This window comes from Bradyrhizobium sp. (assembly GCF_049512235.1).
Lineage (GTDB): Bacteria > Pseudomonadota > Alphaproteobacteria > Rhizobiales > Xanthobacteraceae > Bradyrhizobium.
Genome location: NZ_JBEKXH010000167.1, coordinates 1 through 12,686, shown reverse-complemented (window position 1 = coordinate 12,686; position 12,686 = coordinate 1). Strand labels below are relative to the sequence as shown.

Genomic DNA, 12,686 nt, shown 5'->3' with positions numbered 1-12,686 from the left:
GGCGAAGAAGATCGGCATCGAGGTCCTCGGCCACGACCAGCTCGATCCCAAGGAAGCCGACTACACCACCGCCCTGACCAAGATCAAGGCGCTCAATCCGGACGCCATCTATTATGGCGGCGTGGCGCAAGCCGGCGTCAAGCTCGCCAAGCAGGCCTCCGAGACCGTCCCCAACATGATCAAGGGAGGCGGCGACGGCGTGGCCGGCGGTAGCTTCCTCAAGGGTGGTGGCTTCCCGGCGATCGAGGGCTGGTATGGGACCAATGCCGGCCCGCATCTGACGGAAAGCGCGGCCGCGGCCAATTTCGTCAAGACCTTCCAGGAGAAATACCACAGTACCCCGGACGATTATTCGATCACCGCCTACGATGCGGCGAAGGTCATTCTTGCTGCCGTCGAGGAAGTGGCGAAAAGCGGCAAGGAAATGAACCGCTCAAATGTCCGCGACGCGATCCAGAGCTCGCACGTCAACACGCTGCAGGGAACCGTTGCTTTCGACCAGAATGGCGACATTCTCGACCGCACGGTCAGCGTCTTCCAGTACCGTCACGACGACAAATACCCAGCGGACGACATCACGCACCAGTTGAAGTATCTCGAAGCAGCGCCGCAAACGTAAGCGGGCGCGTGATGCTGCATCGAGAGAACAGGCGATGAGTCATTGGGATGTCCTGCTCCAGCAGGTGATCAACGGCGTGAGCCTCGGCGCGATGTACTCGCTGCTCGCGCTGGGCTTCACCATGGTCTACGGCATCATCGAGCTCATCAACTTCGCGCATTTCAACGTTTTCATGGTGGGCTCGTTCATCGCCATGTGGGCGCTGGAAGCGATGGGTTTTGCCGGTCAGTCGCACGTTCTCCACGGGCTGCCGTTGGCCGGCGTCCTTGTCGCGGCGTTCATCATAACGATGCTGGGATCCGGCATTCTCGGCGTCGCCATCGAACGCTTCGCATTGCGGCCGCTGCGTGGTGTATCGGGCACCGCGCCGATGATCACCACGATCGGCATGTCCTACATCTTGTACAACGTCATTCTGCTCGGGGCCGGCGCCGACTCAAAGAACTACTCCAACCCGATGCCCAATACCGCCTGGATTTTCGGCGGTGTCACGCTGCGCCTGCGCGAGGTGCTGCTGTGGACCATTTCGCTCCTGCTCATGGTGGCGCTGAACTATTTCGTCCGACGGACGAAAATGGGCAAGGCGATGCAGGCCATGGCACAGGATCAGGAGGCGGCGCGCATGGTCGGTATCGACGTCGACCGCGTGGTGATCATCACCTTCTTCCTGGGATCGGCGCTCGCCGGTGCGGCCGGCCTGATCTTCGGGCTCTACTACAATTACACGAGTTACCTGATCGGCTACACCGCCGGCCTGCGGGCCTTCACCGCGGCGGTTCTCGGCGGGATCGGCAACATACCCGGCGCGATGCTCGGAGGCGTGGTGATCGGGCTGATCGAATCGCTGGGCGGCCAGTACATCGCGGTGCGCTGGACTGACGTCATCATCTTTTCGCTTCTGGTGCTCGTGCTCGTTTTACGGCCCACGGGGCTGCTCGGCCGCGCCGCGCCGGCAAGATCCTAGGGTCACGGCGTGCCGGAACCCGATCTCGAACGCGCGCCGGAGATAGCGCCCGAGGCGGTGGGGCGCTGGCGCAGCTTGATCCCGGCGATCCGGGATCGCGCCGGCAGTGAGCAGTTCCGCCCCTATCTGCTCGCCATCATCCTCGTGGCGGCGCTCGCCTTCCCCTATCTCGACGGCAATGAAGGCGACATCGATGCGGCGGCGAATGCGTTCGCCTATGCCATGCTGGCGCTCGGGCTCAACATCGTCGTCGGCTTCGCCGGCCTGCTCGATCTCGGCTATGCGGCGTTCTTCGCCATCGGTGCCTACACCTACGGCGCGCTGTCGTCCTATCAGATCCAGCCGCAGTGGAGCAGTTTCTGGGAGCCGTTGCAGTGGCTTGGCCTGGTCAAGCATCTCGACGCGGGGGCTGGCATCGGCACCGTCCATTTTGATGTGTCGTTCTGGCTGATGCTGCCGATTGCGGCCGCGGTCGCCGCCTTGTTCGGCCTGTTGTTCGGCGCGCCGACGCTCAGGCTCAAGGGCGACTATCTTGCCATCGTGACGCTCGGCTTCGGCGAGATCGTGCCGATCGTGGCGCGCAACACGCCCTACGTCACCAATGGCGCACAAGGCCTCAGCGGCGTCAGCACGCCGAAATTCCTCGGCTACGATTTCGGTGTGAAGTCCACGCCCTATTACTACCTCGGGCTCGCCCTTATCGTGCTTTTGATCTTCATCAGCGCACGGCTGAAACATTCGCGCGTCGGCCGGGCCTGGCTCGCCATACGCGAGGACGAGATCGCAGCCGAGGCGATGGGGGTCAACCGCACCAAACTCAAGCTGCTCGCCTTTGCCATCGGCGCGAGCTTCGCCGGTATGACGGGGACTTTCTACGTCGCCAAACTGCAGACGGCCTCGCCGGAGATGTTCATGTTCCCGGTCTCGATCATGATTCTCGTCATGATCGTGTTCGGCGGCATCGGCAGCGTCGCCGGCGTGGTGGTCGGCGCGCTCAGCCTGCAGTTGCTGCAATCATGGTTGCTGCAGGACCTGACGCTGTGGATTCACGCGCTTGGCGATTTGACCGGCATTGTCTTTCTGCAGAACCTTGATCTGGTGCAGTCGATCGAACTGATCTTCGGCATCATTCTCGTGGGCATGATGCTCTATCGCCGCCAGGGGCTGATTCCCGAGCGCGCCGCGGTCAAAGCGCTGACCTATGAGCAGCAGAACGCGATGCCATCGCGAAATGCCGTCGAGGCCGGACTCGCCCCGCTTCATCGGCGGACGATCGAGCCGGGCCAGCCGCTGCTCGAGATCAGGGGCCTGGCGAAGTCGTTCGGCGGCATCAAGGCCGTGAACCGCATGGATCTCGAGGTCATGCCGGGTTCGATCGTTGCCATCATCGGGCCGAACGGCTCCGGCAAGACGACGTTCTTCAATCTCATCACCGGCCTCGTCGAACCGGATGGCGGCCACGTGCTGCTGGCAGGCGAAGACGTTACCGGATTGAAGCCGCACCGGATTGTCGAGAAGGGTATTGCGCGCACCTTCCAGAACCTGCGCCTTTTCGCCAACATGACGCTGATGGAGAATGCGCTGGTGGCAGCGCATACGCGCACCTCAACGGGGGCGATCGGAGCCGTCCTGCGCCTGCCGCGCGTGCAGCGCGAAGAAGCCGCGGCACGCGCCCGCGCGCTGGAAATATTGGGCATTTTCGGCAACCGGCTGATGCCGCGCCTCCAGCACCTCGCGTTCTCGCTGTCCTACGCCAACCGGCGGCGGCTGGAGATCGCGCGCGCTCTGGTGTCGGAGCCCGTGCTTCTACTGCTGGACGAGCCGACGGCCGGCATGAATCCAACGGAGACGCTGGAACTGACGGACCAGATCCGGCATCTGCGCGAACGTGGCGTGACCATCCTCATGATCGAGCACAAGCTCAACGTGGTCAACGAAATCGCCGACAAGGTGATCGTGCTCGATCACGGCGAGAAGATCGCCGAGGGTACGGCCAAGCAGGTTCATTCAAACAAGGAAGTGCTGCGTGCCTATCTTGGACGAACAACCGACGCCGTCGCAGCGACCGCCGCCGCTTCTTGAGTTCAAGGACGTCAACACCTATTACGGCGAGCTTCACGTCCTGAAGGGCGTCGATTACTGCGTCGGCGAAGGCGAGATCGTCTGCCTGCTCGGCGGCAATGCCAGCGGAAAATCCACGACCATGAAGACGATCCTCGGCCTTGTGACGCCGAAGAGCGGCACCGTCACCTATGCGGGCGCGCGCATCAACGACCTGCCGACGGCCGAGCGGGTCAAGCGGGGCATTGCGCCGGTGCCGGAGGCGCGGCGCCTGTTTCCGCGCATGAGTGTGCTCGAAAATCTGGAATTGGGCGCCTTCACGCGCGACGACACAATCGAGATCGAGGCCGACATGGAACGCGTCTTCGGCCTGTTCCCGCGCATCAAGGAGCGCCTCAAGCAACAGGCCGGCACGCTGTCGGGCGGCGAGCAGCAGATGGTCGCGATCGGTCGTGCGCTGATGGCGCGTCCGAAGCTCATGTGCATGGACGAGCCGTCCATGGGCTTGTCGCCCGCCTTCGTCGAACAGGTGTTCGACATCATTCAGGCGATCAATCGCCAGGGCACCAGCATCTTCATGGTCGAGCAGAACGCCAATATGGCGCTGTCGATCGCCAGCTACGGCTACGTCCTGCAGACCGGCCAGGTGGTGCTGCACGGCTCGGCCCAGAGTCTGCGCGACAACGCAATGGTGCAGCAGGCTTATCTCGGCGAGATAAAACCGTGATCAAGCGCTGTTCGCGCTGCCGGTGATCAGGCAGAGCAGCCACCTCAGCCGGTGCCGAGATAAGCCCGCTGCACCTGCGGATCCCTGGCGAGAGCGGCCGCGGGCCCCGACAACACGCTTCTTCCGACCTGCAGCACGGTGCCGAAATCCGACACTTCGAGCGCGAGTTCGACGGATTGCTCGGCCAAAAGGATGGTCAGGCCTTGCTTGTGCAACCGGCCGAAGGTCTCGTACATCGTCTCGACCACCCCTGGCGCAAGCCCGAGCGAAGGCTCGTCCAGCATCAGGAGTTTGGGATCGCTCATCAGCGCCCGCCCGACCGCCAGCATCTGCCGCTCGCCGCCGGACATGGTGCCGGCGCGCTGGCTGCGCCGCTCGGCGAGTTTTGGGAAGATTTCGTAGACCCGGTCGAGCAAGGCTGCGACCCGCGCTTTGTCGCGCAGCGGCGTGGCGCCGAGCCTGAGATTATTCTCGACGCTTTGCTGCACGAACAGCCGCCAGCCTTCCGGCGACAGCGCAAGTCCCCTGCGCACGATCGAGAACGCGCTTTCGCCCGATATCCCCTGCCCGCGGAATACGATCGATCCGGAGTGTACCGGAATGAGACCGGCGACGGCATTCAGCGTCGTGGTCTTGCCGCCGCCGTTGGAACCCAACAGCGCGACCACGCTGCCTTCGGGCACTTCAAGCGAAACATCGGAGACACCGATCAGGTCGCCATAGCGAACTTCGAGATGCTCGATCTTGAGCAAGGGAGCGGTCATGTCGCCGGTCCGCCCATCAGCTCGATGGGCGTATGGCCGGCGGCGGCCCTGGCGGCGCGCTTGCCCAGATAGGCTTCAATGACGGCGGGGTTGCCGGTGACCTCGCGCGGGCTGCCATGCGCGATCTCGCGGCCCTGGTGAAAGACCACCACGCGGGTCGCCAGCGACAGGATGACTTCCATGATGTGCTCGACAATGACCAGGCTGATGCCGGAACGATGGATGTCGCGCACCAGATCGATCGCCAGCTGAACCTCGCGCTGGGTCAGGCCCGCCATCGCTTCGTCGAGCAGCAGCACCCTGGGCTCGGTCGCCAGGGCGCGCGCGATTTCGAGCCGCTTGCGGCCGGGCGTCCCCAGCGATCGCGCCGGCGCATCCGCCAGGGCTTTCATGCCGACGCGCTGCAGCACCAGCAGCGCTTTGCTCTCGGCCACAGCGCGATGGGAAGTCCGCAGAAACGCGCCGATCATGACGTTCTCCAGAACTGTCATGCTCTCGAAGGTCTGCGGTACCTGGAAGGTGCGCGCCAGGCCGAGATGCGCGCGGGCCTCGGGCGCCAGATCGGTGATATCGAGGCCTTCGAAAAACACCTTGCCGGAGGTCGACGCGAGGTCGCCGGTCAAACAATTGAAGAAGGTGGATTTGCCGGCGCCGTTCGGCCCGATCAGGCCGAGGATGTCGCCCTGCTGCAGCGTCATCGAGGCCGCGTCGACGGCTTTGAAGCTGCCAAAGGCTTTTGTCACATCGCGGGCTTCAAGGAGCATGGGTAGCTCCCACCGCGGCCGACGCGCCCGGGGTCTTGCCGCGCCTGGCCCAGGTTCGGTTGATCAGCGTCAGGATGCCGCCCGGCTGAAACCGTGCGATCAGGACGATGATGGCGCCATAGACGACAAAGGTCAGACCGGCGCCCTTGCCGCCGAGCAGGTTGTTGGAGATTTCCTCGAGCGGCACCAGGATGACCGCGCCGACCAGCGGCCCGAACAAGAGGCCGGCGCCGCCCAGCGCCGCCATGATCAGGATTTTCACCGAGATCAGGATTCCCAGACCCGATTCCGGATCGACGAAGCCGAACATCATGGCATAGAGCGCGCCGGCGACGCTGGTCAGGCCTGCGCTCAGCATGAAGGCTGCGAGCTTGATGCGGCGGGCGGGGGCGCCGAGCGATCGCGCCGCGCGCTCGGAATCCCGGATGGCGCGGAGATAAAACCCCATCCGGCTGTTGGCCATCCACCTGGTGATCAGAAGCGTGATCGCAAGCACGGTTAGAAACAGATAGTAGTAGGGCAGCGCCGATATGAACGAGAGATCGAAGACATTGCGCGGCACGGTCGGGCCGCTCAGCCCGACGCCCCCGCCGAGGTAGTCGGTGTTGGTGACGATCAATCTGACCAGTTCGGCCACCGCGATCGTGGCCATGCTGAAATAATGGCCTGACAGCCGCAACGTCGGCACGCCGATCACGGCTGCGATCGCCACGCTGACGACGATGCCGGCGGGAATGCCGAGCAGCGGCGATAGCGCAAAATGCGCGTAAACGCCCATCGCGGCATAGGCGCCGCAGCCGAAGAACACCACGTGACCGACCGACACCTGGCCGGCATAGCCGCCGACGATGTTCCAGGCCGATGCCGCAATCGCGTACAGCAACACCAGCGCGCCGAGGCGCTGTTCGAACGGCGTCGACAGCACTAGCGGGTAGACGACGACCAGCGCCAGCACCAATGCGGGCCACAACAGCCGCCGCATCAGGTCCTGCCCATCAGGTCTTACCCATAAGGCCTTGCGGCCGGAACCAGAGGAAAGAGAGGAACAGGGCGTAGACGACCATGTCCTTGTAGACGGCGCCGATCAGATAGGCCGACAGTTGCTCGATCACCCCGATCAAGAGGCCCGCCAGCAGCGCGCCGGGCACGCTGCCGAAACCGCCCAGCGACACCGTGACAAAGGCAACAATCCCCAAGGTTTCGCCGACGGTCGGCACGATGTAAAAGAAGGTTGCGATCAAGGCACCGGCGAGGCCGGTGGCTCCCGCGGCGATCGCCCAGGCAATGGCCTGCATGCTGTCGGGCCGGATGCCCATCAGCTGCGCCGCTTTCGGATCCTCCGCCACTGCCAGCATTTTTGATCCGAGCGACGTGCGGGTGAGCAACAGGTGCAGGCCTGACGTCACCAGCAGGGCCACCGCGCCGGCCAACAGCCGCGAGGCCTGCAGCCGCAGGCCCCAAATCTCGAACGTGCCGCCGACAATATTTTCCGGCAGCGACAGGAAGTTGGCGCCGAACCACCAGAACACCGAATAGCGCAGCAGCAGAGCGAGCCCGAAGGTGCCGAGAATCTGCGCCAGCATCGGCCCTTTCATGATGTCGCGAATCAGGGCGAAATAGACCACGACCCCGAGCGTCGCGAGCACCAGCACGGCGAGCGGCGCGCCGAGCAAGGGACCGGCACCGAAGAGCGTATAGACCACGAAGGCGACATACATGCCGAGCATGACAAAATCGCCATGGGCGAAGTTGACGATGTTCATCATGCCCCAGACCAGCGTCAGCCCGGAGGAAAACAGCGCGTAGACCGCGCCCAGCAAGAGTCCGCCGACAATGACCTGAACGAGGATGATGGACATGCCGGCGTTCTAATCCAAGGTATCACTCACCAGCCCTTGTAAGGCAGGACCGGCGCTTTCTCGGCGCCGGCCTTCGGCCACACCGCGACGTAGTTTTCGCCGTCCTGCAATTGAATGATGACGCCCGCCGCCAGCACGTTCTGGCCCTTGTCGTCGAACTTGACGCCCTTGTAGCCCATCATCAGCTGATCGGGCTTCAGGTCGGTGGCCTTCAGCGCCGCCTGGATTTTTGCGGGATCGGTCGAGCCGGCGCGGTCGATGGCGTCGCACAGCACGAAGAAGCCCTGCATCTGGCGCGCGGCGGTATCGTCCATCGCATCGCCGCTCTTCTTCTTGTACATCTCCGCGATCAGGGCGGTCGGCGAGCCCGCCGGCCCGACGCTCCACGACGAGCGATTGAAGGCGCCTTGCGAAATCTTGCCGACCGCCTTGATGAAGGACGGATCGGAATAGCCGGCATCGTCGGCCAAGAGCATCGGCGGCTTGTAGTCGAGCGCCTGCATGGTCTTGGCGAACAGGATCGCATCCGACGTATAGGTGATCATGATGACGACGTCCGGCTGCTTCTCCTTGAGCTGCAGCACCTGGCTCTGCACGTCGGTGGCATTGGCGGCGTAGGCAATATCGAGCGGGGTGTTTTGGCCCTTCGCCTTGAACACGCCGGTTATCACGGAGGAGACCGAGGAGCCGTATTCGGTGTTGTCGTGGACCAGCGCGACGCTGTCGGTCTTGGCGCCCGCGGCCTTCATATCCCGCAGGAATTCGTAATAGATCTCGGCGAAATCGGACGCGACCGGCGTCACCCGGAAGAACCATTTGAAGCCGCGCTCGGTCAAATTGGCGGCGACCGATTCGCCATTGACGAAGGGAATGCCATATCTCTCGGCGATCGCGCTCGCTGTCAGCGTGATGCCCGACTGATAGGCGCCGGTCAGTGCCACCACCTTCTCCTCGGTGATCAGCCGCAGCGCCTGGTTCTGTCCGGTGGCCGGGCTGCCCTGGTTGTCGGCAAAGTCAACCTCGACCTTGGCGCCGCCGAGCCCCGCGAGCCCGGCATTTTTCGCCAACGGGAGATTGCCAAGCTCGGGATGGGCGTTGTTGATGATGTCAAGTGCGGTCTCGATTGCGGCCTTGGCATGCACGCCGGCGCTGGCGGCATTGCCGCTCAGCGGAAAGATGGCGCCGATCTTGACGGTCTTGTCCTGCGCCAAAGCCTGGGCCGCCGGCAGCACCGACATCGCAACAAGGAAAATCGAGGCGGCGCAAATCAGCCCGGGGATAGGATTGCATCTCATGTCGATCGTCTCCGCAACGTCCCCAAACACGGCCGGTTTTTCAACCTGGGATAGTCATCGTATATCCCGGCAGCTACTTATAATCGTTGGCGCTTTCAGCATTGCACGCCGCTTTCGCAGGAGCAAGTTTTGGGGCCCCTCCGGGTTTTCGCGGTCCATCAATCGGCTGGCGCGGACTGGTCCGGGTTGTCGTGGCGACGAAATGTCTTAAAGTGGCGGCATGAAAGCCGACAGCATTGCCCGCCTGAAGATCACCCTCAACCGCGTCAAGCCCGTGGTGATGCGCCGCGTCGAGGTGCCGTTCGATATCCGGCTCGACCGCCTGCATCTGACCATCCAGGCCGCGATGGGCTGGACCAACAGCCACCTATACGAGATCCGCGCCGGCGATGTCAGCTGGAGCACGCCCAATCCCGACGCCGACTGGGGCGACGACTTCCTCGACGCACGCAAGGCCCGGCTCGCCGACGTGCTCGATGACACCGGCGTCAAATCGCTGCGCTATCTCTACGACTTCGGCGACGGCTGGGAGCACACGGTCAAGGTCGAACGGCTGATCGATCCCGAGGCGGGCGAACGCTACCCGCGTTTGATCGCAGCCAGCGGCCGCTGCCCGCCCGAGGATGTCGGCGGACCCTGGGGCTACGCCGAACTGCTCGAAGCCATCGATGACCCAAAGCATGCGCGGCATGCCGATCTCAGCGAATGGCTTCCCGAAAAATTCGATCCCAACGACGCCGACGAAGATACGCTCGCCCTTGAAGTTCTCCTGCTTTCCGAGCCCTGGCCGCGCAAGCCCGCCAAAAAGCGTTCACGGCGCTCTTGATCCGGCGCCTCAACCGGATGGCGCTCTTCCGCAGCCCCCCACAGCGGCGCCAGCCCGCTACAACCGGACGGAGGCGCGTCCGCCGGCCATTCCGGCCTGCCCCGACGCCCCACGCTTGCCAAGGCCGGGACCAAGCAGGTAGAACGACGCACGCTTCGACGGGATCTGCCCGATCCGTCGCAGAAGCTGTAAGAATATCACCTAAGTATTTGATAAGATTGGGGAATGGTGTAACGGTAGCACAACAGACTCTGACTCTGTTTGTCTAGGTTCGAATCCTAGTTCCCCAGCCAACCACAAAACCTCGTCCAACACCTTGACCGTCAAAGCCTTTTCAACCGCAGCGGCAGTCTCAATTTGACATTGTGGACTACACTTGTGGACCATTCAAGCGCCCCTGATCGCCGGTCGCCGGCGAGAGCCTTCAGTTTTAACCGATTGCCCTCCGAGGCCGGAGGTGCGGATCTGCGCTCCGACCCCACCTGGCGGGCTTCTGCCGGGCCGACAAGGCATTCCGCGATCACGTCGGCGGTGGAGGGAAGCAGGGTCGGCCACCATGCCGTTCGGCTCCGCAACACCGTCTCGGCGATACGGGACCCAAAGATCAGGGTTGAGCGGACAGGCGGGTGTCTCCAAAGTCATCGGCGTCGAACCGCCGCTCGCGTTGGGGCGTGAGCGTTGCCGCGATTTCGCACAGACCCGCTGCGCCAAGCGCGATCGCGCCTGGCAACTGAAGTAGCAACTCATGCGCTCGCACTGCGCCAGCGGCTTTAGCCTCCGCTGCTTTCGCTACCTTGGTCCACTTCTCGACGTGCTCCCGCACTGAATCCTGGTGGTGCTGAAGTTCGCGGGTCAGCCGGCTGTCTGCATTCGACCTTTCTGTCTTCGCCGCAGTCAGCGCCGCCTGCGCCTTGCTCTGCTGCAAGACGGCGGCGCGGACTTCACCGCCTCGCCGAGCATTTTCACCCGTGAAAAGACCGATCGCTCGCCGCCACCAAGCGGGGCGCCGCTGGAGTTGCTGCAAGGTCAAGCATGCTCCGCCGAACTTGGTTTCAAGTGCCTGGACCTTCTGGCCGGTCTCCTTCAGCGCCGTCCGGGCGGCGATCAGAGTTGACGGCTCGGACGGCGGCGCGTCGATCATCGCTCTCGCGTGTCGCGCATCATCTTCGATCTCGCCCAACTCAACGACAGTGCGCTGTTCCGACGACAGCGCGATGCGGTTCGCCGTTCCCAGCATTGCTTGCAGGCGTTCGGCGAAGGGAACGAGGCCCAACGCGAACTGAAAGCCACGGGCAGCCCTCAGCCTTTCAGCATGTCCTTCACTGCCTTCTCGATCGACGGCGCCGCCAGCAATGCGATGATCTTGTCCAGCTTCTCGATCATCTGCCGGTCGGATTCCTGCGTCTGGCTCATCATGTCCAGCATCATCCCAAGGGGGGCCTGCTGGTGCGAATCCTGTGCCGCATCCGCCAGTACTTTGATGGGCTCCAACAGCTTCCGCAGCGTCTGCGTGTTGCGATAGGTCGCTTCCGCCATGGTGGGCTTCTTCTGCGGGTCTGGCATCAGGTAACTCCATTTTTTTGAGAAGGTCGGCTTTTCTGACCTTGGCGAGGCGCCCCAGCGATCCGACCTGCTCGCCATCAGCGGTTTCGATCAGATAGACGCCCGGCTTGTCGCCGGCCTTACAGACGAGACCGTGGGTCAAAAGGTTGGCCTGGACCTGCGAGCGATTAGCGGCCGAGGTCCAAGCGCCTTCGATGAGCACGCGCAGCGCCGGCAGATCGAGACCTTTTCGTTTCAGACGCTGTTGCGCGGCGGCATCGAAGGCAGCCACCGGCCGGGGGCCGCCCTCCGGAAACGCTTTCCGATAGGCAGCGGCAACATCATCCCGGCCGTCGCGCTTGAGCGCCGCCAAGATGGCCTTCGGATTCACCGATTCAACGAGCGCTTCCTGCCAGTCGAACGACAGGATTTTTCCAACTTTTTCGCCGCGCAGCCAGTCGTTGGACGATGACAATACCCGCCCGGTTATGGGATCGACTTCCGGCACCAAAATATGAAGATGTTTGTCGAATAATGCCTCGGCCGCCTGCGCCTTCGCCTTCTTGTGTCCACGGACGACAGCCTTCGCGGGGTCGAACCCGAACTCGACCGCCAAGCGGTCGACGGCCTCAAGCATCTTGTCGAAGGTCGCGTCGCGGGACGGCGAAACGACCCACTGCCTCACACAATATTCGCGCCCGAAAGCGCGGGCGTCCTCGCGAGCGTCCCACAAATCGGCAAAATTCCCCCGCAGCGACACGACCTCTTCATTGTCGTCGGCGTTTTCGATGTGTGCGATCAGTTTTTTCAGGGCTGATCCGCGCGCGCGAACGCGGGTTGACTTGATGATCATTTCGAGGCCGTCAACTGTCGGGCCGCGAGCCGATGGAGTTCTTTGGCCGCTGCGCGGATGCGCGCCATGGTGCCGTCCGGATCAACGGCAGTCGCTTCAACCGCTGCTACAAGCTCATTTGCTGCCACGCGCATCGCTACAAGATCGCACCGGCGGGATCCTCCGATCGAGCGACCGGCGGCAACGGTGAGCGCTGCGCGGCGCAAGATCGCCGACACAGAGGTGTCGCCGTCGGCCGCGACTTGCATCAACCTGACTTTCTGGTCGGGACGGAGCCTGAACTTCACGAATTCAGTCTGCAAAGCCGCCTCACTTGTTTAGGGGGTCCACGGGGGCAAAGCCCCCTGGAAAGCTGCGGGCCACGTCCCGCATGGCTTGCTATCCACCCGCTTCCTTCGACACCGTTGCCACG

Annotated in this window: 12 protein-coding genes and 1 tRNA gene; 6 read left to right on the top strand and 7 right to left on the bottom strand. The window is 63.3% G+C overall.

Going from position 1 to position 12,686, the window contains the following annotated elements:
• The 4 genes from ABSG20_RS16920 to ABSG20_RS16905 form a co-directional block, all read left to right on the top strand.
• On the top strand, positions 1–619 hold a 619-nt coding region (locus ABSG20_RS16920), incomplete at its 5' end, for an ABC transporter substrate-binding protein (protein ID WP_423865659.1).
• 34 nt (positions 620–653) lie between these two features.
• Complete coding sequence (locus tag ABSG20_RS16915; RefSeq protein ID WP_423865658.1) at positions 654–1,583, top strand: branched-chain amino acid ABC transporter permease; 930 nt, start codon at positions 654–656, stop codon at positions 1,581–1,583.
• Positions 1,584–1,592: 9 nt separating this feature from the next.
• Positions 1,593–3,665: a branched-chain amino acid ABC transporter ATP-binding protein/permease gene (locus ABSG20_RS16910; RefSeq protein WP_423865657.1), complete on the top strand. Its 2,073-nt coding sequence runs from the start codon at positions 1,593–1,595 to the stop codon at positions 3,663–3,665.
• Positions 3,610–4,371 carry an ABC transporter ATP-binding protein gene (locus tag ABSG20_RS16905; protein WP_423865656.1) on the top strand — a complete coding sequence of 254 codons (762 nt, stop codon included), beginning with the start codon at positions 3,610–3,612 and terminating at the stop codon, positions 4,369–4,371. The genes ABSG20_RS16910 and ABSG20_RS16905 overlap by 56 nt, the downstream gene beginning before the upstream one ends.
• Before the next feature lie 44 nt (positions 4,372–4,415).
• Here ABSG20_RS16905 and ABSG20_RS16900 read toward each other — a convergent pair whose 3' ends face one another.
• From ABSG20_RS16900 to ABSG20_RS16880, 5 genes are read right to left on the bottom strand one after another with little or no spacing between them, the layout of a single operon-like run.
• Positions 4,416–5,135, bottom strand: a complete 720-nt coding sequence (locus ABSG20_RS16900) for an ABC transporter ATP-binding protein (protein WP_423865655.1) — start codon at positions 5,133–5,135, stop codon at positions 4,416–4,418.
• Positions 5,132–5,899: an ABC transporter ATP-binding protein gene (locus ABSG20_RS16895; protein WP_423865654.1), complete on the bottom strand. Its 768-nt coding sequence runs from the start codon at positions 5,897–5,899 to the stop codon at positions 5,132–5,134. Before ABSG20_RS16895 ends, ABSG20_RS16900 begins: the two co-directional genes overlap by 4 nt.
• The gene (locus ABSG20_RS16890; protein WP_423865653.1) at positions 5,889–6,881 is read right to left on the bottom strand and encodes a branched-chain amino acid ABC transporter permease; all 993 of its coding nucleotides are present in this window, start codon (positions 6,879–6,881) and stop codon (positions 5,889–5,891) included. The genes ABSG20_RS16895 and ABSG20_RS16890 overlap by 11 nt, the downstream gene beginning before the upstream one ends.
• Positions 6,882–6,894: 13 nt before the next feature.
• The gene (locus ABSG20_RS16885) at positions 6,895–7,758 is read right to left on the bottom strand and encodes a branched-chain amino acid ABC transporter permease (RefSeq protein WP_423865652.1); all 864 of its coding nucleotides are present in this window, start codon (positions 7,756–7,758) and stop codon (positions 6,895–6,897) included.
• A gap of 26 nt (positions 7,759–7,784) precedes the next feature.
• Positions 7,785–9,053, bottom strand: a complete 1,269-nt coding sequence (locus ABSG20_RS16880) for an ABC transporter substrate-binding protein (protein ID WP_423865651.1) — start codon at positions 9,051–9,053, stop codon at positions 7,785–7,787.
• Between the two features lie 220 nt (positions 9,054–9,273).
• Here ABSG20_RS16880 and ABSG20_RS16875 point away from each other — a divergent pair, with 220 nt between their 5' ends.
• The gene (locus ABSG20_RS16875) at positions 9,274–9,879 is read left to right on the top strand and encodes a plasmid pRiA4b ORF-3 family protein (protein ID WP_423865650.1); all 606 of its coding nucleotides are present in this window, start codon (positions 9,274–9,276) and stop codon (positions 9,877–9,879) included.
• Positions 9,880–10,098: 219 nt separating this feature from the next.
• Positions 10,099–10,172, top strand: a tRNA-Gln gene (locus ABSG20_RS16870).
• Between the two features lie 311 nt (positions 10,173–10,483).
• Here the strand turns inward: ABSG20_RS16870 and ABSG20_RS16865 are convergent.
• Positions 10,484–12,274 (bottom strand): hypothetical protein, encoded by a 1,791-nt coding sequence (locus ABSG20_RS16865; RefSeq protein ID WP_423865649.1) that lies wholly within the window; start codon positions 12,272–12,274, stop codon positions 10,484–10,486.
• Entirely contained in the window at positions 12,271–12,576 is a 306-nt protein-coding gene (locus tag ABSG20_RS16860) for a hypothetical protein (RefSeq protein WP_423865648.1), read from the bottom strand. Before ABSG20_RS16860 ends, ABSG20_RS16865 begins: the two co-directional genes overlap by 4 nt.
• Positions 12,577–12,686 lie beyond the last annotated feature (110 nt).